This window comes from Aquitalea magnusonii, from assembly GCF_003202035.1.
Classification (GTDB): Bacteria; Pseudomonadota; Gammaproteobacteria; order Burkholderiales; family Chromobacteriaceae; genus Aquitalea; species Aquitalea magnusonii.
Window position 1 is genome coordinate 26,070 of the sequence record NZ_QJKC01000023.1, and the last position, 22,373, is coordinate 48,442.

Annotated in this window: 19 protein-coding genes and 2 tRNA genes; 13 read left to right on the forward strand and 8 right to left on the reverse strand. The window is 63.5% G+C overall.

Annotated elements, in window-relative coordinates:
* Positions 1-10: 10 nt before the first annotated feature.
* Both miaB and DFR38_RS18425 read right to left on the reverse strand, forming a co-directional pair.
* Positions 11-1,345: a tRNA (N6-isopentenyl adenosine(37)-C2)-methylthiotransferase MiaB gene (gene miaB / locus DFR38_RS18420; protein ID WP_059284769.1), complete on the reverse strand. Its 1,335-nt coding sequence runs from the start codon at positions 1,343-1,345 to the stop codon at positions 11-13.
* Between the two features lie 36 nt (positions 1,346-1,381).
* Positions 1,382-1,753: a hypothetical protein gene (locus DFR38_RS18425; protein ID WP_059284768.1), complete on the reverse strand. Its 372-nt coding sequence runs from the start codon at positions 1,751-1,753 to the stop codon at positions 1,382-1,384.
* Positions 1,754-2,200: 447 nt separating this feature from the next.
* On the opposite strand from DFR38_RS18425, the gene rbsK reads away from it, so the two are divergent.
* The 8 genes from rbsK to DFR38_RS18465 all read left to right on the forward strand — a co-directional run bounded on the left by rbsK (position 2,201) and on the right by DFR38_RS18465 (position 12,040).
* Positions 2,201-3,088 carry a ribokinase gene (rbsK, locus tag DFR38_RS18430; RefSeq protein WP_059284809.1) on the forward strand — a complete coding sequence of 296 codons (888 nt, stop codon included), beginning with the start codon at positions 2,201-2,203 and terminating at the stop codon, positions 3,086-3,088.
* Entirely contained in the window at positions 3,085-3,483 is a 399-nt protein-coding gene (gene rbsD, locus DFR38_RS18435) for a D-ribose pyranase (protein WP_059284767.1), read from the forward strand. The genes rbsK and rbsD overlap by 4 nt, the downstream gene beginning before the upstream one ends.
* Before the next feature lie 10 nt (positions 3,484-3,493).
* Positions 3,494-4,984, forward strand: a complete 1,491-nt coding sequence (locus DFR38_RS18440) for a sugar ABC transporter ATP-binding protein (protein ID WP_059284766.1) — start codon at positions 3,494-3,496, stop codon at positions 4,982-4,984.
* A gap of 21 nt (positions 4,985-5,005) precedes the next feature.
* Complete coding sequence (locus DFR38_RS18445) at positions 5,006-5,944, forward strand: ABC transporter permease (protein ID WP_110313745.1); 939 nt, start codon at positions 5,006-5,008, stop codon at positions 5,942-5,944.
* 79 nt (positions 5,945-6,023) lie between these two features.
* A complete protein-coding gene (rbsB, locus tag DFR38_RS18450; RefSeq protein ID WP_110313746.1) occupies positions 6,024-6,968 on the forward strand; it encodes a ribose ABC transporter substrate-binding protein RbsB in 945 nt (314 codons plus the stop codon).
* Between the two features lie 140 nt (positions 6,969-7,108).
* Positions 7,109-8,113 (forward strand): substrate-binding domain-containing protein, encoded by a 1,005-nt coding sequence (locus DFR38_RS18455; RefSeq protein ID WP_059287476.1) that lies wholly within the window; start codon positions 7,109-7,111, stop codon positions 8,111-8,113.
* Between the two features lie 248 nt (positions 8,114-8,361).
* A complete protein-coding gene (locus DFR38_RS18460) occupies positions 8,362-11,298 on the forward strand; it encodes a bifunctional diguanylate cyclase/phosphodiesterase (RefSeq protein WP_146216015.1) in 2,937 nt (978 codons plus the stop codon).
* A gap of 85 nt (positions 11,299-11,383) precedes the next feature.
* Complete coding sequence (locus DFR38_RS18465) at positions 11,384-12,040, forward strand: HugZ family pyridoxamine 5'-phosphate oxidase (RefSeq protein ID WP_110313748.1); 657 nt, start codon at positions 11,384-11,386, stop codon at positions 12,038-12,040.
* Positions 12,041-12,068: 28 nt separating this feature from the next.
* Here DFR38_RS18465 and DFR38_RS18470 read toward each other — a convergent pair whose 3' ends face one another.
* The 6 genes from DFR38_RS18470 to DFR38_RS18495 form a co-directional block, all read right to left on the reverse strand.
* Complete coding sequence (locus tag DFR38_RS18470; RefSeq protein ID WP_110313749.1) at positions 12,069-12,770, reverse strand: RNA pseudouridine synthase; 702 nt, start codon at positions 12,768-12,770, stop codon at positions 12,069-12,071.
* Positions 12,771-12,855: 85 nt separating this feature from the next.
* The gene (locus DFR38_RS18475; RefSeq protein ID WP_110313750.1) at positions 12,856-14,133 is read right to left on the reverse strand and encodes an HD-GYP domain-containing protein; all 1,278 of its coding nucleotides are present in this window, start codon (positions 14,131-14,133) and stop codon (positions 12,856-12,858) included.
* 97 nt (positions 14,134-14,230) lie between these two features.
* Complete coding sequence (locus DFR38_RS18480; protein ID WP_110313751.1) at positions 14,231-15,841, reverse strand: methyl-accepting chemotaxis protein; 1,611 nt, start codon at positions 15,839-15,841, stop codon at positions 14,231-14,233.
* A gap of 410 nt (positions 15,842-16,251) precedes the next feature.
* A tRNA-Met gene (locus tag DFR38_RS18485) sits at positions 16,252-16,328 on the reverse strand.
* Positions 16,329-16,360: 32 nt separating this feature from the next.
* A tRNA-Met gene (locus DFR38_RS18490) sits at positions 16,361-16,437 on the reverse strand.
* A 97-nt stretch (positions 16,438-16,534) separates the two neighbouring features.
* Complete coding sequence (locus DFR38_RS18495; protein ID WP_110313752.1) at positions 16,535-17,686, reverse strand: class I SAM-dependent methyltransferase; 1,152 nt, start codon at positions 17,684-17,686, stop codon at positions 16,535-16,537.
* Between the two features lie 140 nt (positions 17,687-17,826).
* Between DFR38_RS18495 and DFR38_RS18500 the strand changes: the two genes are divergently transcribed.
* The 5 genes from DFR38_RS18500 to DFR38_RS18520 all read left to right on the forward strand — a co-directional run.
* Positions 17,827-18,600, forward strand: coding sequence for a pteridine reductase (locus DFR38_RS18500; RefSeq protein WP_059287210.1), 774 nt, complete (start codon positions 17,827-17,829; stop codon positions 18,598-18,600).
* Between the two features lie 100 nt (positions 18,601-18,700).
* Entirely contained in the window at positions 18,701-19,681 is a 981-nt protein-coding gene (gene ttcA / locus DFR38_RS18505; protein ID WP_059287211.1) for a tRNA 2-thiocytidine(32) synthetase TtcA, read from the forward strand.
* On the forward strand, positions 19,671-20,471 hold the full coding sequence (locus DFR38_RS18510) for a polyamine aminopropyltransferase (protein WP_110313753.1): 801 nt from the start codon (positions 19,671-19,673) through the stop codon (positions 20,469-20,471). Before ttcA ends, DFR38_RS18510 begins: the two co-directional genes overlap by 11 nt.
* A 223-nt stretch (positions 20,472-20,694) precedes the next feature.
* Positions 20,695-21,999, forward strand: a complete 1,305-nt coding sequence (locus tag DFR38_RS18515) for a nucleotide sugar dehydrogenase (protein WP_110313754.1) — start codon at positions 20,695-20,697, stop codon at positions 21,997-21,999.
* Positions 22,000-22,071: 72 nt separating this feature from the next.
* On the forward strand, positions 22,072-22,373 hold a 302-nt coding region (locus tag DFR38_RS18520; protein ID WP_158527764.1), incomplete at its 3' end, for a Gfo/Idh/MocA family protein.

The window sequence follows — 22,373 nt, forward strand, 5'->3', positions numbered from 1 at the left end:
CGCGCGGGTGTCACGCGGTTTCTTGAGTCAGGATTTCACCCATCAGCGAGTGCGGACGGGCATCGGTAATCACCACGTCCACCATCTGCTTGAGCAGGCGCGGCTGGCCGACAAAATTCACCACCCGGTTGTTGGCGGTGCGGGCGGCCAGCATGTTCGGGTCTTTCTTGGAGATATTCTCCACCAGCACGCGCTGCACGCTGCCGACCATGCTCTGGTTGATGGCATAGCCGCGGGCCTCGATGACTTCGTTCAGCGCTTCCAGCCGGCGCACCTTTTCCGTGTGCGGGGTGTCGTCCAGCAGATTGGCCGCCGGCGTGCCGGGGCGGGCGCTGTAGATGAACACATAGCTGAAGTCGAACTCCAGGTCCCTGACCAGCTTCAGCGTCTGTTCGAAATCGGCCTCGGTTTCACCGGGGAAGCCGACAATGAAGTCGGATGACAGGCACAGGTCCGGGCGCAGCGCACGCAGCTTGCGGATGATGGACTTGTATTCCAGCGCGGTATAGCCGCGCTTCATGGCAGTCAGGATGCGGTCGGAGCCGCTTTGTACCGGCAGGTGCAGGTGCGACACCAGTTTGGGCAGCTTGCCGTAACAGTCGATGATGCGCTGGGTGAATTCACGCGGATGGCTGGTGGTAAAGCGCAGTCGCTCCACGCCCGGCATTTCGTGTACGTATTCCAGCAGCAGGGCGAAGTCGGCAATTTCGCCATCGGCCATCAGCCCGCGATAGGCGTTGACGTTTTGCCCCAGCAGGGTGATTTCCTTCACCCCTTGCTGGGTGAGGCCGGCGATTTCGGTCAGTACGTCTTCAAACGGACGCGATACTTCCTCGCCACGGGTGTAAGGCACCACGCAGAAGGAACAGTATTTGGAGCAGCCTTCCATGATGGAGACAAAGGCCGCCGCGCCGTCGACCTTGGCCGGCGGGATGTGGTCGAATTTTTCGATTTCCGGGAAGGAAATGTCCACCTGCGCCGCACCGCTGTGCTGGCGGGCACGGATCATTTCCGGCAGCCGGTGCAGGGTTTGCGGGCCGAACACCACATCCACATAAGGCGCACGCTTGACGATGGTGTCGCCTTCCTGGCTGGCCACGCAGCCACCGACGCCGATGATCAGGTCGGGGCGGGCTTCTTTCAGCGGGCGGATGCGGCCCAGATCGGAGAACACCTTTTCCTGTGCCTTTTCGCGCACGCTGCAGGTGTTGAACAGGATGACGTCGGCGTCTTCCGGATTGTCTGTCTTGATCATGCCTTCGGCATCGCCCAGAACGTCGACCATCTTGTCAGAGTCGTATTCGTTCATCTGGCAGCCAAAGGTCTTGATATATACCTTCTTCATTGCTACGCGGATTCCAGCTGGTTCATTGGGTGCGCCTTACTGCTGGCGCTGCTGCAGCAGCTCGATTTCAGCATCGCTCAGCACCCAGATACGGTTGATATTGCCTTGCAGGTCCAGCGTGATGCCAACCGTCTGTCCCACCAGGGTGGGCAATTGACCGGTCAGCAGGAAGCGGTTGTCGCCGTCATAGATGCGCAGGCCCGGTGCGGTGGCATAGCTCTGACCAGTGGGGATCAGTGTTGCCAGCAGCGAGCGCAGCAAGGAGCTTTCGCTCTTCACGAAAGTGACGGTGTTGTTGTCCACGCTGGAGATGGTGCCGGCCAGGATATTGGCAGGCAGCAGTCTGTTCACGGCCATGGCTGGCAGTGACAGCAGGCAGAGCAAGAGGGCGGTGATGAGTGTTTTCATAATCAAATGAATGTGTTGGCCGATTTTAGCACAGCCGGCTGGCCGGCGCAGGGGACTTGTCGGCAGCGCGGGCGCGAAGTTTTCCTGCTGCGGTGCCGCAGAGATTGGCCATCATCCGCACCGGACAAGGGTCGGGTGATTTGTGCGCTGCAACTACATGACAAGGGCCGGCGGCACCGCCGTGGTGCGTGCCAGGGGCCGTAGCCAGCGTCTGGCTGGCGCTCCTGCACCATGGTGTGGTTTTTTTTCGCTGCCATGTAGTTGAAAACTTACATTTATTGCGTGTTGTGCTTCCACCGACATGCCGGCTCTGCTATAAGTTCACCCAATTGCTGAGTACGTTTTAGCCTTTGATGAACAGCAGCCTGCCACGGCCTGTGCCCGCGGTGTCAAATGACAACGCCGCGCCTGCTCACCCTGGTGGTGCTGCGCCTGGAAAGACAAGACATGAGCCGAGTTTTGCTGATCGGTAGCATCAACATGGACCTGGTGGTGGAAGCGGACAGCTTTCCGCGCCAGGGTGAAACCCTGTTCGGCCACCGCTTTGCCACCTATCCCGGTGGCAAGGGTGCCAATCAGGCGGTGGCGGCGGCCCGGCTGGGGGCGACAGTCAGCCTGATTGCCTGCCTGGGCCAGGATGCGTTTGGCGAGCAGTTGCTGGCCGGCCTCAAGGCCGAGGGCATCGATACCCGCTGGATCAGCCGGGTGGATGCAGCCACCGGCATGGCCAGCATTACCCTGGCCGGCGGCGACAATGCCATCCTGGTGGTGCCGGGGGCCAATAATGCCGTGTCAGCGGCGCAGCTGGATGCGGCCGAGCAGGCCTTTATCGATGCCGACGTGGTGCTGGCCCAGCTGGAGGTGCCGCTGGCCACCGTCGAGCATGCCGCCATGCTGGCAGCGCGTCACGGCAAGCCCTTCATCCTGAATCCGGCTCCGGCCCAGCCGCTACCGGCCACCTTGCTGCAACAGGTCAGCCTGCTGACACCCAATGAATACGAGCTGGCGGTGGCACTGGCCAGCCAGCAGCCCTGGCAGCAGCTGCTGGCCAGCCGCCCGGCTGGCATCGTGATGACCCAGGGCAGCCAGGGCGCCAGCTATGCCGACGCCCAGGGCGGTCTGCAGCAGATTGCCGGCTTCCCGGTGGCCGCGGTGGACAGCACTGGTGCCGGCGATACCTTTAATGGTGCGCTGGCAGCATTCTGGCGTCTGGGTCTGGCCGAGGCCGTACGCCGGGCCAATGCCGCCGCCGCACTGTCGGTCACCAGGCAGGGCGCACAGAGCGGCATGCCGACGCTGGCCGAACTGCAACATTTTCTGGATCAACAAGCATGAAAAAACTGGGACATCTGAACCGCGACATCGCCCGTGTGCTGGCCGGCATGGGCCATACCGACAGCCTGGTGATTGCCGACTGCGGCCTGCCGATTCCGGCTGGTGTGGAATGCATCGACCTGGCGCTGGCGCTGGGTGAGCCGGGCTTTGCCCGCGTGCTGGACACCGTGCTGGCGGATTTCCAGTGCGAGCGTGCCGTCTTTGCCGACGAATGCCGCGCGCACAACCCGGCGGTGGTGGAAACCGCTGCCGCCCTGTCACGACAGGGCGTGGCGCTGGAGTGGGTCAGTCATGAAGCATTCAAGCAACGCTGTCAGGCTGCGCGAGTGGTGATCCGCACCGGCGAGTGCACACCCTACGCCAATGTGATTTTGCATTCCGGCGTGATTTTCTGAGGACCTGACCATGAATGTCGTGATGCAGGGCATCAGCAAGGCTTTTGGCCCGGTCCGCGTACTGGAAGAGGTCGACTTTGCCATTGCCGGCGGGGAAATCCACGCGCTGATGGGAGAGAACGGTGCCGGCAAATCCACGCTGATGAAAATCCTCAGCGGGGTATACCGCAGCGATGGCGGTGCCATCAGCATTGATGGCCAGCCGGTGCAGATCCGCTCCACCCGTCAGGCCGAAGCCTGCGGCATTGCCATCATCCACCAGGAACTGAACCTGATTCCGCAGTTGTCGGTGATGGAAAACCTGTTCCTGGGGCGCGAGCCGGCACGCTTTGGCGTGATCGACCATGCCCGCATGCGGCGCGAGGCCGCCGCGCAGCTGGCAGCGCTGGGGGCTGACAATATCGATCCGGAAGCGGAAGCCGGCCTGCTGTCCATCGGCCAGCAGCAGATGGTGGAAATCGCCAAGGCGCTGGCCATGGATGCACGGCTGCTGATCATGGACGAGCCGACAGCGGCACTGACCGAACGCGAGATCGACACCCTGTTCGGCCTGATGCGCAGCTTGAAGGCGCAGGGCGTGGCCATTGTCTATGTGTCGCACCGCATGGAAGAAATCTTCCGTATCTGCGACAAGATCAGCGTGCTGCGCGATGGCCGCTTTGTCGGCGAGCGGGTGATTGCCCGCACAGACTTTGATGAAGTGGTACGCATGATGGTGGGGCGTGAGATCGGCGATCGCTTCCCCCGTCGCAGTGCCGCACCCGGTGCCGTGCGCTTGCAGGTCAAGGGGCTCGCTGACGAACACCATGTGCGTGACATCAGCTTCGAGGTGCGTGCCGGCGAAGTGCTGGGCGTGGCCGGGCTGATGGGGGCAGGGCGCAGTGAAATCCTCAAGACCCTGTTTGGCCTGAACCGGCGCTGTGCCGGTGCGGTGCTGCTGGATGGCGTGGCCTTGCAGCTGGACAGTCCGGGCGCGGCCATTGCCGCCGGCCTCGCCTTTGTGACGGAGGACCGCAAGAGCCAGGGCCTGGTGCTGGGCATGTCGGTACGCGAAAACGCCACCCTGGTGCATCTGCCGCAGTATGCGCGGCTGGGCGTGGTGTCGGACGCCGCCGAGCAGCAGGCGGTGGCCGGGCTGATCGAGCAATTGCGCATCCGCACTCGCGATGCCGAGCTGGAAGTGAAATCGCTGTCCGGTGGCAATCAGCAAAAAGTGGTATTTGCCAAATGGCTGGCGCAGCCGCCCAAAGTGCTGCTGCTGGACGAACCCACCCGCGGGGTGGATGTGGGCGGCAAGGCAGAGATCTATCACATCATCAACCAGCTGGCCGCGGCCGGTGTCGCCATCGTGATGGTGTCGTCGGAGCTGCCGGAAGTGATGGCCATGAGCAACCGCATCCTGGTGATTCATGAAGGTCGCCAGACCGGTCTGTTCGAGGCGGCCAGCGCCACCCAGGAAAGCATCATGGCGGCCGCCACCGGCACCGCGCATGCCGCCTGATTTCAGAGCAAGGAATACATCATGACTCCAAAACAAAAAGCCACCCTGCAGCGTCTGGGCCCGTTCATCGCCCTGGTGCTGGTGTCGGTGGGACTGGCCGTGCTCAGCCCGGACTTTCTGACCGTGGCCAATCTGCTGAACGTGATGCGCCAGGTATCGATCAATGCGCTGATTGCCTTTGGCATGACGCTGGTGATCCTGCTGGGCGGCATCGACCTGTCGGTCGGTTCCATTCTGGCGCTGTCCTCGGTCGCCATCGCCACCCTGATCCAGGCGGGGGTCGATCCGCTGCTGGCCACGCTGCTGGGGGTGCTGGGGGGCGGGCTGATGGGCCTCTTTAACGGGCTGGTGATCAGCAAGGGCAAGGTGGCCCCGTTCATCGCCACCCTGGCCTCGATGACCATTCTGCGCGGCCTGGCGCTGGTGGTGTCCGGCGGCAGCCCCATTACCGGTTTCAACAGCGATCTGTTCTCCATGCTGGGCGGCGGCTATGTCGCCGGCCTGGTGCCGATTCCGGTGGTGTGGATGCTGATCATGTTCGGCCTGTTTGCCTTCCTGCTGAAGAAAACCGTATTCGGCCGCCATGTGTACGCCACCGGGGGCAATGAAGAAGCGGCCCGGCTGTCCGGGGTGAAGGTGGATCAGGTCAAGCTGTGGGTCTACACCCTGTCCGGAGCCATGTCGGCCATGGCCGGGGTGGTGCTGACCTCGCGGCTGAATTCGGCCCAGCCCACTGCCGGCAGCGGCTACGAGCTGGACGCCATCGCCGCCGTGGTACTGGGCGGCACCAGCCTCACCGGCGGCCGCGGCTGGATCTTCGGCACGCTGATGGGCGCGCTGCTGATCGGCGTGCTCAATAACGGCCTCAACCTGCTGGGCGTATCGTCCTTCTATCAGCAGGTGATCAAGGGCGTGGTCATTCTGCTGGCGGTGCTGATCGACCGCAGCGGCAAGAAGTAAGGACTGTTTTTCGCATCAACAATGGCCCTGCGCCAGGGCCGGTCAACGCAAGCTCAATCATCAATCAGGGAGACTCACCATGAATCGCATTGTTCACCCGCTGCTGGCCAGTCTGCTGGTAATCGGCATGGCCGCCTGTTCCAAGCAAGGCCCGGACAGCGCCGCCCCGGCAGCCGCCAGCGCCCCCGCCGCTGCCGCCGCCGATGGCCAGCTGACGGTCGGCCTGGCGGTATCCACCCTCAACAATCCTTTCTTTGTTTCGCTGCGCAAGGGTGCGGAAGACGAAGCACAGAAGGATGGCATCAAGCTGATCACCGTGGATGCGCAGGACGACCCGGCCAAGCAGCAGGCCAGCGTGGAAGACCTGATCCAGAAAAAAGTGAATGTCATCCTGATCAACCCGACCGATTCCTCCGCCGTGGCCAATGTGGTGAAGGAAGCCACCGGCAAGGGCATCAAGGTGGTATCGCTGGACCGTAGCGTGAACGGTGCCGAAGTCAGCGCGCACATTGCCTCGGACAATGTGGCCGGCGGCAAGATGGCCGGCGAGTTCCTGCTGCAAAAGCTGGGTGGCAAGGGGCGTATCGTCGAGCTGGAAGGCATTGCCGGTTCTTCTGCCGCGCGTGAGCGTGGCGAAGGCTTCCACAAGGTGGTGGATGGCAAGGCCGAGGTGAAACTGCTTGCCAAGCAACCGGCCGATTTCGACCGCGCCAAGGGCCTGACGGTGATGGAAAACATCATCCAGGGCAACAAGGACATCCAGGGCGTGTTTGCCCACAACGACGAAATGGCCCTGGGCGCGCTCAAGGCCATTCAGGCGGCTGGCCTGAAAAACGTGGTGGTGGTGGGCTTTGATGCCACTGCCGACGCCGTTGCCGCCGTGAAGGCCGGTACCCTGGCTGCCACCGTGCAGCAGCAGCCCGAGCTGATCGGCCAGTATGGCATCCAGACCGCCAAGAAGCTGGCTGCCGGCCAGAGCGTGGACAAGTTCATCCCGGTACCGCTGAATCTGATCAAGCAGTAAACCGGCCATCTGCCGGGGCGGGCGCTGCCTCACCCCGGCCGGCTTGTAATACAATCGCTACATCGCGCACCCCCCCGCTGCTGACATGGTTGCCGGGGGTTGTTGCCATTTGTGATCAATTGCTGACAGGAAAGCCTGCCGTGACTGCCTACAAGCGTCTCACCATCGATGATATTGCCAGTCTCGCCGGCGTTTCGCGCACCACGGCCAGCATGGTGCTGAACGGCCATGCCGAACGCTACCGCATTGCGCCGGCCACGGTGGAGCGGGTGGAAAAAGTGGCGCGCGAGCATCACTTCAACCCGTCGCAGTCTGCCCGCTCGCTGCGCAGCAAACGCAGCAACAGTATCGGCCTGGTGATTCCCGACCTGACCAACTCGGCCCATGCCGCGCTGGCGCAGGCCATGGAAAACCTGTGCCGCGCGCGCGATTACCAGCTGGTGCTGGTGACCAGCGACGAGGACCCGGCGCGCGAAGCCGAGGGCATGGCACATCTGGTGGCGCGGCAGGTGGATGGCATGGCGGTGGTGCCCTGTAGCAGTGATGCCGCCCGCTATCTGCCGTGGACCACGCGGCTGCCGCTGGTGTTTGTCGACCGGCGCATCGACGGCAGTGGCATCCCTTCCGTGGTGACCGATGCCACCGATACCGTGGCACGGCTGATCGGCAGCAAGCTGGCAGAGGGCGTGCGCGAGGTGGTGTATTTCGGTGGCCAGCCCACGCTGTCGCCCAGCCGCGACCGCCTGGCCGGCTATCGCCAGGCCTTGCAGGCACAGGGGCTGACCGAGCAGGCGCACTGGGTGCAGGAACGGGATTTCCAGCGTGCCTCCGGCTTTGCCATGATGCAGCAGTGGCATGCCCGCGAAGGGCGCTATCCACAGGCGCTGTTCACTGCTTCCATCACCCTGCTGGAAGGGGTGCTGTCCTTTATGAGCCAGACCCACCGCCTGCGCGAAGCGCCATCCTGTCTGATGACCTTTGACGATCATCCGCTGCTGGACTGCCTGCCGATTCCGGTGGATGCCATCGTGCAGGATGGCCAGTCGATGGCGGATCATTGCCTGCAGCAGATCTTTTCCCTGCTGCAAGGCCAGCCCCCGCTGCAGGCCGGGGTGGCGGTTCCCGCCAGCATCACCCGCCGTTAAGAAGCGCTAACAAAACCCCCGCTCCTGTGTCGCGCCTCCTTGCCGTACTACTTGCACTGTCTGCGTCGGCGCGCCTTGGCCCGGCTTCTCTACGAGGTTTTGTTAGCAGCTCTGAAGCGCCACGTGCCCGGCTATGGCATGGCGGGTGGCGCCATATGCCATTCTCATCAATTTTCAGCGCGATGAGTGACGCTCCGTTCACGGCATGCTAATGTCGGGCGGCTGTCATTTATCTGCAAGGACGTCCCGTGTCTGCTCGATTTCCCGCCATGTTGCGGCTGGCTGTGGTCTATGCCCTGATCGGCGTTCCTTCCCTGTACAGTGCCATTCCGCCGGGCTATACCGCCCCGGTATTTCCGGCGGCCGGCATCGCCATGATGTTCTTGCTGCTATGGGGGCGTGCGCTGTGGCCAGGCGTATTGCTGGGTTCGCTGCTGGTGCAACTGGTGGCCAGCTGGCAAACCGGTGTGCACGGCTGGGCCTATCTTGCCCTGCTGGTGGTGCCGCTGGCGGCGACCCTGCAGGCGCTGGCCTCCTGCTGGCTGATCCGCCGCTGGATAGGCTGGCCCAACCCGCTGGATCGTGCACACAGCGTGATCCGGCTGATGCTGCTCATCATTCCACTGACCTGCCTGATCAGCAGTGGCATCAGCGTGCCGGCGCTGGCCGCGCTGGGAGTGTTGCCGGCCAGCGACCTGCTGTTCAATGGCTGGAACTGGTGGCTGGGCGATACCTTTGGCTGCCTCATCATGCTGCCCCTGATGCTGGCGTGGTTCGGCCGCCCGCGCAGTGAATGGCGCGCCCGCAGCGCAGCCTTGCTGTGGCCCATGCTGCTGACCGCACTGACCATGATCGGTTTCAGTGCGCTGATTCATCACTGGGAAGCGCTGCGGGTGCAAAGCCAGTTCAACCGTGATGCCGGCCAGATCGAGCTGGCGCTGAAAAAGCGCCTGGAGATGCAGCTGGATGGCATGCTGGCCTTGCAACAATTGCAGACTTACTCCCCGGCCGCTTCGGCCAGCCAGTGGCGCGAGCTGACCGCCTCCTGGCTGGTGCGTTTGCCGGGTACGCAAAGCCTGGGCTGGTCGCCGCTTGTCAGCGATGCCGAGCGCGCAGCATTCGAAAACAGTGTGCTGGCCGGCTCTGCCATTCTGGCGCGGGATGGTGCAGGGCATGTCGCACCGTCGCCGCAGCGTCCTTCCTATTTGCCGGTGCGCTATATCGAGCCCTTGGCCCGCAACCGGCGGGCACTGGGGCTGGACATCCTGTCCTCCCCCGAGCTGGCCACCACCATCCGCCACAGCCTGCAAAGCGGGCAGCCGGTGGTCAGCCCGGCCATCCGCCTGGTACAGGAGCCACAGCAGCAGAAGGGGGTGGCACTGTATCAGGCGGTGTACGCCCCGGCAGACGATAGCCAGCGCCTGCTGCTGCGCGGGGTGGTGTCCAGCCTGTTCCGCATGGATGACATCGTGGCCAGCACGCTGCAGCATGGCGTGCGCCGCGATATCGAAGTCTGCCTGATCGATCGCGATGGCGCGCCCGGTTTCCATCGCCTGTCCGGCCCGGCCAATTGCGGCAAGGATGGCTGGTTCGGCCAGCGACCGCATTTGCTCAGCCAGTTTGCCTTTGCCGGGCGCAACTGGGCCTTGCGCTTGCGCGCCAGCGAAGATTATCTGTCCGGCTTGCGCAGCTGGCTGGAGTGGATCACCTTTGTGCTGGGGCTGGCCATGACCGGCCTGTTCGGCGGTTTCCTGCTGATTGTCACCGGCTATACCCGGCGCATGGAGGGCGAGGTGCAGCAGCGTACCGCCGAGCTGGCCGATACCAACCAGCAACTGCAAACCCAGCTGGATGCCACGCGCAAGGCCGAGGCCAATGTGACTTACCTGGCCTTGCACGACAGCCTGACCAGCCTGCCCAACCGTGCCTGCTGGCTGACCATGGCCCGCCATGCCATGGCCGGGAACGAGCAGCGCCAGCTGGCGGTGCTGTTTCTGGACATGGACGAATTCAAGACCGTCAACGACAGCCTGGGTCATCCGGTGGGCGACCAGTTGCTGGTCGGCATTGCCCGTCGTCTGCAACAGCCGCTGCCGCCGGATGCCATGCTGGCGCGACTGGGTGGCGACGAGTTCGTCATCCTGCTGCCTTACCAGCAGCAGGCACAGCTGGATGCACTGGGCGAGCAATTGCTGGCGCTGTTCGACCCGGCGGTGGTGGTGGAACAGCACGAACTGCGCTGCACGGTCAGCATCGGGGTGGCCCTGTTCCCGCAGGACGGGCAAGACCCCGATACCCTGCTGCGCCATGCCGACATGGCCATGTATGCGGCCAAGGAAGCCGGGCGCGACACCCTGCGTTACTTCACGCCGGAAATGAATACCCAGGCCATGGAGCGGCTGACGCTGGAGCGCGATCTGCGCCGTGCGCTGCAGGACGATCCGGCACAACTGCTGCTGTACTACCAGCCGCAGCTGGACGCCGACAGTGGCCGCTGCATCGGCTGCGAGGCACTGGTACGCTGGCGGCATCCGCTGCGCGGGCTGATGTTGCCGGGTGAGTTCATCGGCCTGGCCGAGCGCAGCGGGCTGATTGTCGAGCTGGGGCGCTGGGTGCTGGCCGCTGCTTGCGCCGAACAGGCCGGCTGGGCCGCGGCCGGGCTGCAGCTGCCGGTATCGGTGAATCTGTCGCCGGTACAGCTGGAGCGCAGCGATCTCACGCCCTATGTGAGCGGACTGCTGCAACGCTACCAGATCACTCCCGGCATGCTGGAGCTGGAGCTGACCGAAGGGGCGCTGATGAACGAGGATGTGCGCCATCTCGCGGTATTCAATGCGCTGATGCAACTGGGTTGCCGCTTTGCCCTGGATGATTTCGGCACCGGCTATTCCTCGCTGTCCCGGCTCAAGCGTTTCCCCATCAACCGGCTGAAGATAGACCGGGCCTTTGTCAGCGCCCTGCCCGGCAGTGGCGATGACGAGGCCGTGGTACGGGCCACCCTGTCGATGGCGCGCGACATGGGCATGGATGTGGTGGCCGAGGGGGTGGAAACCGCGGAACAGCAACAGAGCCTGCTGGCCATGGGCTGCACGCAGATGCAGGGCTACCGCTTTGCCCGCCCGATGCCGGCTGCCGAGCTGTACCGCTTTGTGGTCCGGTTGTCGCAGTCGCAGGATGCTGGCTGATGCGGCTGGCACTGGGCGCAGCCTGCCGCTGGTGGCATCACCACTGCCGTTACATGATTCCTGCCGTTGAAGGGAGTGTCTTGCTGTGAAAATTCCATCTTCTGTTGCCCTGCAGCTGATGCATGGCAGCCATTACGCCACGCTGGCCAGTCATTCCATCCAGCTGCCCGGCTATCCCTATGCCACGGTACTGCCCTATGTGCTGGACCAGGCGCACCGGCCCTTGCTGCTGATCAGCGCGCTGGCCGAGCACACCCGCAATCTGCTGGCCGATGGCCGCTGCAGCCTGTCGATTGTGGCGGACGGGGTGAGCGATGTGCAGGCTGGCGCCCGCTTGACCCTGCTGGCCGATGCGCAGCGTATCGAGCCGGAACCGGCACTGCTGCAACGCTTTTGTCGCTATCAGGCAGCCGCCGCCGACCTGCTGCAGCTGGATTTCATGTTTTTCCGCCTGCAGCCGCTGCGGCTGCGCTATATCGGCGGTGTCGGCCGCATGGGCTGGCTGGAAGCTCCGGAACTGGATGGCTGGCCACAGCTGAGTCTGATCGACGAGGCGGCGCTGTTGCGCCAGGCGGAGGTGGCCGATGGCATCCAGCTCTTGGGGCTGGATGCGCTGGGGGCCGATTACCGGGTGGCCGATGGGCCGGGGCACCGGCGGCTGCCGTGGCCGGACAGCATGCCGGGCGGCGAGGGTTTTGCCGCGGCGGCCTTGCAGGCACTGGCCGCGCTGACGCCAGGCTAGTGGCCGCCGGCGCAGCCAGCAGGCTGTGCTAGAAGGACTCCATCGGCAGCAGATAGCGCCATTGTCCGGCGGGCAGGTTGCCCACGCCCAGCTTGCCGATGCGGATGCAGCGCAGCGCCAGCGGCTGCAAGGCCAGACCCTGGCAGATGGCAGCCAGCTGGCCGGGCTGTGCTGCGGTCAGCACCAGTCGCAGCTGGCGGTCGCTCTGGCGGCTCACTTTCAGGCCGCGTGGCGCCTTGCCCGGCAGTTGCAGCTGCTGCAGGCGCTGTTTCAGTTGTTCTGCACTGGGTGCCGCCTCCAGTTGGACCAGGTATTCCTGTTCGGCATCGGCCAGCTTGCGCGCCAGTTTCTTGTCCAGTGTCAGCGCCACCAGGCCATGACAGCCCGGCTCCAGCGCACCGGCCTGTTGCAGCGGTTTCAGATGGCGTGGATTGAACACCAGTTCGCTGCCATCGGCAGCGGCATGATTGTCCGGCGTAATCAGCGCGGCAAGCGGCAAGGGCTCGGTGGCGGCGCGATGCAGCAGCAGGCTGATGCTGAGTTCGCCCAGTGTCATGCGTGGCTTGTCCAGTTCGATGCGCTGTTCCGGCCGCACGCGGCTGCCCAGTTGCTGCACCAGCTGGCCGTCCACCCTGACCCGTCCCTGTTCGATAAAGGCATCGGCTTCACGGCGCGAGCACAGCCCCAGTTCGACCATGCGTTTGGACAAACGCATTTCCTGTTCACTCATTGCGGTACTCCAGTGGGATCGACGCAGGGTCGGGGTCGGCGATTATCCGCCTGCAGCCCCGCTGCTGGCAATCGTGTCACCAGACTCAGGCGGCTTTCCCCGCCGGCAGTGCCGCCGCCATGGCGGCCGTCATGTCGCGCGCCGCGATGGCCAGAATGGCCGGGTCGATGCGCTGCTGCGCCGCCAGTTGCTGCAGGGTGGCCAGCACCGCCTCGGCACTGAGGCCGGGGCGGTAGGGCCGGTCCTGGGCCAGTGCCTGGAAAATGTCCGCCACGCGCAGGATGCGCGCCTCGATGCACATGCGGTCTGCGCTCAGGTGGAAGGGGTAGCCGTGGCCATCCGGCTCTTCGTGGTGATAGGCCGCCCAGCAGGCGATTTCTTCAAAGCCGCGGATATGGCGCAGGATCTGGTAGGTTTCAAAGCTGTGGGCATTGATCAGGCTGCGCTCACGGCTGGTGAGGCCGGCTGGCTTTTCCAGGATTTCATCCGGCACCCGCAGCTTGCCCAGATCATGCAGCAGGGCGGCGATTTCCAGCTGGTCGCAGCGTCCCGGCGTCAGCCCCAGTCGCTCGGCCAGCCAGCGTGACAGCCCGGCCACGCCTTGCGAATGGCGCGCGGTAAACGGGCTCTTGGCGTCGACAATGCAGGAAAACAGCGTGGCCAGCTGTTTGAGCTGGGCGGTGCTGGCCTGGCAGGGCAGGCTCAGTTCGCGCATGTCCTGCAGCATGCCGACAATGCCGCGTGGCTCCAGTTGCAACCAGAAGGCTTCGGCTTGCGAGGCTTGCAAAAAGGTCTCGACCAGCTGCGGTGCAAAGTACTGGCCGCTGCGCTGGGCGATCTGCTGGCGGATGCCCGGGGTATGGGTGAGTAATTCGCCATTGCTGTAAAAGGGCGCGGCCATGGCGTCTACCCGGTCTACCAGATAGATCAGGTTGGCTTGCTCGGCGACTTCGCGGCTGAGGCCGGGCATGCTGGCCAGTGTTTCCCACGGCGTGTGGTGATGGCGAACCGGCTCGGCCATGGCGGCCAGCGGGCTGAAACTTGCCAGCAGGGTGGCGCCGGTCTGGCAGTGCTGCTGGGAGCCGGCCCAGTCGAATTCGCTGACCAGATGCTGATGGGTGCGGGTGGACGACACGCCGATATCGTGCAGCAGGCCCAGATCAAACAGAAAGCTGGCCTGGCTGCGGCTCTGGCCCCGCGTCAGCGCGCAGTGGTAGGCCATGATGCCGACCCGCTTGCCGTGGGCCACGTCATCGATGCCGACCAGGTCAAGCGCATCGGACAGCGCGTGGATCACTTCGCGCAGGTCGACATGGATGCTGCAGTCGTCGTGGAGGCTGCGGCTGGCGGTGGTATGGGACATGGCGGGCTTTCGCAGGCAGGGGAAGGACTGGCTCCCATGCCAGCCCCTGCTCTCAATCTAATCCATGGCGGCGGCGGGCGAAAGCCAGACAAGCCGCTTACAGCCGGTAGGCCGCCACAATCTCCTGCATGCGCCGCGCCGATGCGTCCAGCGCCTGTGCCGCCGTGGACGCTGCCGAGGCGTCGCTGTTGGCGCTTTGTGCCATCTGGGCGATGTGGTCGACCTGCACGGCGATATCGGTGCTGGCGCTGGCCTGCTCGCGGATGGAAGCGGTGATGTTGCCGACCAGGCCCACCAGGTCGCGGGTGGTGTCGCCGATGCGGACAATGGCTTCCTGCGCCATGTCGGCCCGCTGCATGCCGCTCTCCACCCTGGCCACGGTGGCGGCCATGGCCTTGCCGGTTTGCTCGTTGCTGCCGGCAATGGCGCTGATCACGCTGTTGATCTCGCTGGTCATGCTGCTGGTGCGTTCGGCCAGCTTGCGCACTTCGTCCGCCACCACGGCAAAGCCGCGTCCCTGCTCGCCGGCCCGCGCCGCTTCGATGGCGGCGTTCAGTGCCAGGAGATTGGTCTGGTCCGCCACATCCTTGATCACCGACACCGCTGCCACGATGGAACGCGCCTGTTCGCCCAGCTGGCGCACGCTATGCGAGGCGGTGCCCACCGTGCCGGCAATGTCGCGGATGTCGCTGACCGTGCTGCTGACCACTTGGCCGCCGCTGCCGGCCAGCTCACCGGCGTTTACCGCCTGCTGGTTGGTGGCGGCCGCCTGCATGCCGACATGATTGATGCTGACGGTCAGCTGCTGCACGGTGGCGGCCACGCTGGCCGAGATATCGCTCTGCCGGGCGGCGGTGCCGGCCACTTCGCCTGAGGCGCGCGCCACATCGGCCGAGGCCGTGGTCAGCTGGCGGATATTGCCGGTCAATTCGCTCAGGCTGCCCTGCAGTCTGCCAATCAGGCTGTTGAAGGCGCTGGCGGTGGCACCCAGCTCGTCATCGCTGTCCTGTGGGGCGCGGCGGGTGAAGTCGAGCGAATCGGCGATGCCGGTAATGGCATTCTGCAAACCGTTGATCGCCCGTGACAGCGAACGTGCCAGCGACCAGCTCATGCTGCCCACCACCAGCAGGCAGAGCAGCACGGTGGCCAGGCTGAGCAGCTGCACAAACTGCAGCAGCCCGGTGGCATGGCCGGCCTCCTGTTGTGTCAGCTGGTAGTTGTAATGCAGATGGCTTTCGCCGGCAGCCAGCACGGCGCGGGCGGTGGGCACCAGCTGCCGCAGCGCCGATTTGGCCGCCACGATATCGCCGTTTTCGGTGGCTTCAAGATAGGGCTTGAGCACGCGGGCATAGTCGTCCAGCCGGGCCTGGTCCTGTGCCAGCAGGCGCTGGTCTTCACTGCTGAGGGCCAGTGCGTGATAGTTTTTCAGCGCGGCACGGGCATCCTGCTCCTCATCGGCAATGGCCTTGGGCAAGCGTTGCAATTCATTGGCATTGTCGGTGGCCCCCAGCAGCAGCGAGTCGACAGTCATTTTCAGGGTGTCGGTCTGAAAGCGCTGCAGGGTCTGCACACTGGGCAGGTCGCCTTCCAGCAGGTGCTGGATGAATTGCCCCAGACTGAACTGGGTATAAGCCATGACACCTCCCAGCATGCACAGCCCCGTCGTGGTAACGATGGCCAGCATGGTAAGCCTGGACTTGATCTGCATGATGCACTCCCTGTTGTGCGCTACTTCGCCAGCGGCTGCCGACAGGCAGCCGTTCCCGCTGCCTGTAGCGCAAGGCAGCAGGCATTATTTGATCTGAAGCTGTTCAGGCGAGGGGAGTCGTAGCAGAAAAAACATCGTCGGCTTTTCGCCGCTCTTTATCATTTTTTGCTGTTATCAGCCATTTTTGCCGTTTTTTTCGGCATTGTGCTGCCTTGTTTTGTTATGGCTCTTGGCAGGCAAGGCAGTAGTTATGCATAAATTTGATCAAACATGCAAGATATTTTGCCGGCCAGGGCGGGGAGGGGGCGTGCCGGCTGCAGCGCGGGCGCAACGCACTGCAAGCTGTTGTGGCTGGCGGGCGCTGAAAAGCAAAAAGGCCAACTCGCGGGAGTTGGCCTTTCTGGTAATGCTGGTGGCGAATCAGGGACTCGAACCCCGGACCTGCGGATTATGATTCCGTCGCTCTAACCGACTGAGCTAATTCGCCATGAAGCCTGACAGGTCAGACTTCGCAAACTGTGGTGGCGAATCAGGGACTCGAACCCCGGACCTGCGGATTATGATTCCGTCGCTCTAACCGACTGAGCTAATTCGCCACGTTTCTCGATGCGCTTGCACCGAGACGCGAACTATACGCAGCGTTTTTTCGGCTGTCAACCAAAAAAGCGTGCGGCCGGCGGCAGGCTTGTCGTCTTACAGGGTGTGGCAGCGGTCGCCCTGGGTAAAGCCCAGCCAGTCGATGCTGACGCCACGGCCAAAGCCGATCACCTTGAACAGCTCGCCCATCTCCTGCATCGACAGCAGTTTTTGCACCATGGCCACCACCGGCAGATAGCTGGCGCTGTCGTCGGCATCCAGCTCGCCCAATAGCTGGGTGATGCCGGCATTGATCAGGAACTGTGCCTGGGTGGTGTAGCCGATCAGGTCCAGCCCGGCGTCGATGCCGGACTGGGCGATGGCGGTGAAATCCACATGGCAGGTGAGGTCCATCAGGCCGGGCAGGAAGAAGGGGTCGTCCACCGTGTGGTGACGGTAATGGCCGATCAGGGTCCCCATATGGCGTTGCGGATGATAGAACTCGCCCGCCGGATAGCCGTAATCCACCAGCAGGATGGCCCCGCGCACCAGATGCCGTGCCAGGGTGTGGATAAAGGCGATATTGCTCAGGCTCAGTTCGCTGATATAGCCGGCCTGGCTGATGTGCAGCGCCTGGGCCTGTTGCTGCAGCGTCGGGTCCTGGATGGGGCGGTCCTGCCAGACAAAGTTGTCGCCATCCAGCGCCACGCCGCGTTGCCGGGGCTCTGGTGTCCAGTGCAGCAGCTCGCAGGGCATGGCATCCAGTACTTCATTGCCGATCACCACGCCGTCCAGCTCGGCCGGCAGCACGCTCAGCCATTGCAGCCGATCGGCCAGATGGGGCAGGGCGGCGCGGATGGCCGTTTGCTGGCGTTCGATCAGGTCGGCCGACAGGTCGATGATGACGTAACGCTGCGGCAGGCAGTCCAGCGCTTGCAGTTCGGTCAGGATATCAATGGCCAGCTTGCCGGTGCCGGCGCCGAATTCGTATACCGTGCCGCCGGTTTGCGGCAGCAGTTCGGCAATCTGCCGCGCCAGGGTACGGCCAAAATAGGCCGACATCTCCGGCGCGGTGGTAAAGTCGCCGGCACTGCCCAGCTTGTGGCTGCCGGCCGAGTAATAGCCCAGGCCCGGCGCGTACAGCGCCAGCTCCATATAGCGGGAAAAGGGAATCCAGCCGCCGGCATCGCTGATGGTCTGACGGATAAGGGCGCACAGCGCCTGGCTGGTGGCCAGCGCATCGGCGCTGGGGGCGGGGAGAGTGGTCATGACGTGCATCCTGCTACAATGTGCGGCGATTGTGGGCGAAAGCAGGGCGCGGGAGAAGAGGGCTTGCGCATTTTGTCGCCGTCTACCGCTGGCCGGGAGGTGTCGCCGGCAGTGGGCAACCATTTGGAGATGAACAGCAGATGGCGCTACAGCAAGAAACAGCCGGGCAGGTGGTCGAGCAGCGCGTGGTATTGATTACCGGTGCCGCGCGCCGGGTGGGAGCGGGCATTGCCCGCCTGTTGCATGCGCGTGGTGTGCGGCTGGTGTTGCATTATCGCGGTTCGCGCGGCGAGGCCGAGGCGCTGGCGGCCGAACTCAATGGCCAGCGGCCGGATTCGGTGCGGCTGCTACAGGCCGATCTGCTGGATACGCAGGGTTTGCAGCAGCTCGCGGCGCAGGCCATTGCCGCGTTCGGCCGGCTGGATGGGTTGGTCAACAATGCTTCCAGTTTTTTCCCCACCGAGCTGGGCGAGATCGATGAGCTGGCCTGGCACGACCTGATGGGCAGCAATCTCAAGGCACCGCTGTTTCTCAGCCAGGCGCTGGCTCCCGCGCTGCGGCGCAGTGGCGGTGCCATTGTCGGCATTTCCGATATCCATGTAGAGCGGCCGATGAAGCGCCACGTGGTGTATAACCTGGCCAAGGCCGGCCATGCCCAGCTGATCCGCAGCCTGGCGCTGGAGCTGGCACCGGAGGTGCGGGTGAATGGCGTGGCACCGGGGGTGAATCTGTGGCCGGAGGACGATGCCTCGTTTGATGCCGCCGAGCGCGCCGCCATCGAGGCCACCATTCCGCTGCAACGCACCGGCCAGCCGGACGACATCGCCCGCGCCGTGGCTTTTCTGCTGCTGGATGCCAGCTATGTCACCGGCCAGATCCTGGCAGTGGACGGCGGGCGCAGCATCGTGCTGTAGGTCTGGCCGCCACAGCCGCAGGCCCCGGCGGGAAAGAGCGTGGATTTTGGCGGGGAAAAACAGTAAAATCGCCTGTTTTTCAATTTCTTAGCCGTACCCCATGTCCGAACAGAACGCCGTACTCGACGACAAGGCCAAAAAGGCCGTGTTCGAGGGCAACAAACTGGCCAAGCGCCTGCGTCACCATGTGGGTGATGCCATCAATGATTTCAACATGATCGAGCAGGGCGACCGGGTCATGGTGTGTCTGTCCGGCGGCAAGGACAGCTATACCATGCTGGACATCCTGCTGGGTCTGCAAAAGTCCGCCCCCATCGATTTCTCCATCGTGGCAGTGAATCTGGACCAGAAACAACCCGGCTTCCCGGAAGACGTGCTGCCCGGCTATCTGGCTTCCATCGGGGTGGAATACCGCATCATCGAGGAAGACACCTACTCCATCGTCAAAAAGCTGGTGCCGGAAGGCAAGACCACCTGCAGCCTGTGCTCGCGCCTGCGTCGCGGCATCCTGTACCGCGTGGCCGACGAGCTGGGTGCCACCAAGATTGCGCTGGGTCACCATCGCGACGACATCCTGCATACGCTGTTCCTCAATATGTTCTACGGCGGCAAGCTCAAGTCCATGCCGCCCAAGCTGGTGTCGGACGACGGCAAGCACATGGTGATCCGCCCACTGGCCTATTGCCGCGAAAAAGACATCATCCGTTACGCCGACTTGCGCCAGTTCCCCATCATTCCCTGCAATCTGTGCGGCTCGCAGCCCAATCTGCAGCGCCAGGTAGTCAAGGAAATGGTCAACGACTGGGACAAGCGCTTCCCCGGCCGGGTGGAGAGCATGTTCCGCGCGCTGCAAAACGTGGTGCCCTCGCATCTGTGCGATACCAATCTGTTCGATTTTGCCGGCCTGCAAACCGGCGACAGCCCCTTCGAGAACGGCGACACCGCCTTCGACAAGGAAGAATTCCGCGATCCGCCCCTGCCGGTCGAGGATGGCGAAGAAGCAGCGCAGACGCCTGCACGTCGCACCATCAGCATTCTGGATTCCCGCAAGCCGGGCGAGGGGAGCGCTTGTGGCGCGTAGAGCCTTGCATCCTTTCCGTCGCCGTGTGCGCGCGGCGGTAGAGGACATGCCGGAAGTGGAAATCTCCGAAGCCGGCAATATCCGCTCGCTGCACCTGGGCTCGGAAACCATCCAGAGCTCGATGGACATGGACGAGCCGGCCGAGCTGGTGCTGTCCTACAGCCGCGCCATGATGGCCTTTTTGCTGTGGAACGACGACCCGCGCCATATCCTGCAGATCGGCCTGGGCGGCGGTTCCTTTGCCCGCTTCATCGACGAATACCTGCCGGATGCGGTCAGCGTGGCGGTGGATATCAATCCGCAAGTCATCGCCGTGGCGCGGGCCTTTTTCAAGCTGCCGCCCGAGGGCGATTTCTTTGAAATCGTCGAGGCCGACGGCGCGGATTACGTGAAGATTTTCCGTGGTTCCACCGACGCCATCCTGGTGGATGGCTTTGACGGGCTGCAGATCGTCGACGAACTGACCACCGAAGACTTCTTTGAAGACTGCAAGCGCGCGCTCAGCCCCCATGGTGTTTTCGTCACCAACTGGTGGAGCGGCGACAAGCGCTATCACAGCTTTGTCGAGCGTCTGCTCAAGGTATTCGAAGGCCGCGTGCTGGAACTGCCTTCGGCCAGTCATGGCAATGTGGCGGTGCTGGCCTTCCGCCAGAGCCCCACGCTTACCCAGTGGGAGGCGCTCAAGGAGCGGGCCGACCGCATGGAGTGCCGCTTCGGGCTGGAGTTTGGCGACTTTGTCCAGCGGCTGAAACAGAGCAACCAGAGCACGGCCGGGCATCTGCTGATCTGAGTGTGCTGCCCCGTGTGTAGTCGGGCGGTTTGTCACGTTTGGTAACCCCAGCGGCGTGACAAGCAGGCGTATAATGTGCCGCGCCAGTGTCAGGGCAGGGTGATGCGCCAGATCAACAAGCCTGGCGGCAAGCTTCGCTACACTGCCGGACTTTACTGAATTCAGTGCATGGTCGCCGTGGGCGGCCATGGCAGGTTTTTACTTTGTTGGGACTATCATTGTGATCAAGCAACAACTGCTTAACCGTATCGCGGACAAATCCGCCGTTATCGGCATCGTGGGTCTGGGCTATGTCGGCCTGCCGCTGATGCTGCGTTTTGCCGAAGTGGGCTACAAGGTACTGGGCTTTGACATCGACCAGAGCAAGGTCGATGCCCTGACTGCCGGCAAGAGCTATATCGAGCATATCAGCGCCGACAGCATTGCCACCGCGCTGGAGCGTGGTTTTGAAGCCACCACCGATTTTTCCCGCGCGCCGGAAGCCGACACCCTCATCCTGTGCGTGCCGACCCCGCTGAACAAATACCGCGAGCCGGACCTGAGCTTCGTGCTGGACACCATGGACAGCTTGGTGCCCTATCTGCGCGAAGGCCATCTGGTCTCCCTGGAATCCACCACCTACCCGGGCACCACCGACGAAGAACTGCTGCCGCGCATGCAGTCCCGTGGATTGAATGTCGGCACGGACGCCTTCCTGGTGTTCTCGCCGGAGCGTGAAGATCCGGGCAACCCCAATTTCACCACCCGCACCATTCCCAAGGTATGTGGCGGCTACAGCCCGGCCTGTCAGGAAATCGGCGTGGCACTGTACAGCGCGGTGATCGACAAGGTGGTGCCGGTCTCCTCCACCCGCGCTGCGGAAATGACCAAACTGCTGGAAAACATCCACCGCGCGGTCAATATCGGCCTGGTCAACGAAATGAAGATCGTCGCCGACAAGATGGGCATCGATATTCACGAAGTGATCCGCGCTGCCGCCACCAAGCCCTTCGGCTTTGTACCCTACTATCCGGGTCCGGGCCTGGGTGGCCACTGCATCCCGATCGACCCGTTCTACCTTACCTGGAAAGCGCGTGAATACGGGGTGAATACCCGCTTCATCGAGCTGGCCGGCGAAGTGAACAGCAATATGCCCGACTGGGTGGTGGCGAAAGTCGCTGCCGCGCTGAACACCCGCAAGAAAGCCATCAATGGCAGCCGCGTGCTGGTGCTGGGCATTGCCTACAAGAAGAACGTGGACGACATGCGCGAAAGCCCGTCGGTATTCCTGATGGAAAAACTGCGCGATCTGGGCGCGGAAGTATCCTACAGCGACCCGCACGTGCCGGTCTTCCCCAAGATGCGCGAGCACCACTTCGAGCTGTCCAGCGTGACGCTGGATGCGGCCACCATCGCCAGCTACGATTGCGTGCTGCTGGCCACCGACCATGACAAGTTCGACTACGCCGCGCTGAAGGAGCATGCCCAGCTGATTGTCGACAGCCGTGGCAAGTATCTGGAACCCGCCGACCACATCGTCAAGGCCTGACCCTGACGGCATGACGCAAGCAGGCGACCCCATGGTCGCCTTTTGCCGTTTAAGCACAGAACGGAAACCACCATGAAAACCGTACACCACGCCCCGATTACCGACCGCAAGATCCGCTTCGCGCTGGTCGGCTGCGGCCGCATTGCCAACAACCATTTCGGCTCGCTGGAAAAGCATGCCGACCGTGCCGAGCTGGTGGATGTCTGCGATGTAGACCCGGCCGCGCTGCAAGCTGCCGTCGAGCGCACCGGCGCCCGTGGCCACAGCAATCTCACCGACATGCTGGCGATTACCAATGCCGACATCATCGTGCTGACCACCCCGTCCGGCCTGCACCCGAGCCAGAGCATCGAATGCTCGGAAGCCGGTTTCCA

Excerpts from the sequence above, each read along its gene's own strand:
- miaB (WP_059284769.1), bottom strand. The coding sequence starts at position 1,345 with ATGAAGAAGGTATATATCAAGACCTTTGGCTGCCAGATGAACGAATAC.
- DFR38_RS18425 (WP_059284768.1), bottom strand. The coding sequence starts at position 1,753 with ATGAAAACACTCATCACCGCCCTCTTGCTCTGCCTGCTGTCACTGCCA.
- rbsK (WP_059284809.1), top strand. The coding sequence starts at position 2,201 with ATGAGCCGAGTTTTGCTGATCGGTAGCATCAACATGGACCTGGTGGTG.
- rbsD (WP_059284767.1), top strand. The coding sequence starts at position 3,085 with ATGAAAAAACTGGGACATCTGAACCGCGACATCGCCCGTGTGCTGGCC.
- DFR38_RS18440 (WP_059284766.1), top strand. The coding sequence starts at position 3,494 with ATGAATGTCGTGATGCAGGGCATCAGCAAGGCTTTTGGCCCGGTCCGC.
- DFR38_RS18445 (WP_110313745.1), top strand. The coding sequence starts at position 5,006 with ATGACTCCAAAACAAAAAGCCACCCTGCAGCGTCTGGGCCCGTTCATC.
- rbsB (WP_110313746.1), top strand. The coding sequence starts at position 6,024 with ATGAATCGCATTGTTCACCCGCTGCTGGCCAGTCTGCTGGTAATCGGC.
- DFR38_RS18470 (WP_110313749.1), bottom strand. The coding sequence starts at position 12,770 with ATGAGTGAACAGGAAATGCGTTTGTCCAAACGCATGGTCGAACTGGGG.
- DFR38_RS18475 (WP_110313750.1), bottom strand. The coding sequence starts at position 14,133 with ATGTCCCATACCACCGCCAGCCGCAGCCTCCACGACGACTGCAGCATC.
- DFR38_RS18480 (WP_110313751.1), bottom strand. The coding sequence starts at position 15,841 with ATGCAGATCAAGTCCAGGCTTACCATGCTGGCCATCGTTACCACGACG.
- DFR38_RS18495 (WP_110313752.1), bottom strand. The coding sequence starts at position 17,686 with ATGACCACTCTCCCCGCCCCCAGCGCCGATGCGCTGGCCACCAGCCAG.
- DFR38_RS18500 (WP_059287210.1), top strand. The coding sequence starts at position 17,827 with ATGGCGCTACAGCAAGAAACAGCCGGGCAGGTGGTCGAGCAGCGCGTG.
- ttcA (WP_059287211.1), top strand. The coding sequence starts at position 18,701 with ATGTCCGAACAGAACGCCGTACTCGACGACAAGGCCAAAAAGGCCGTG.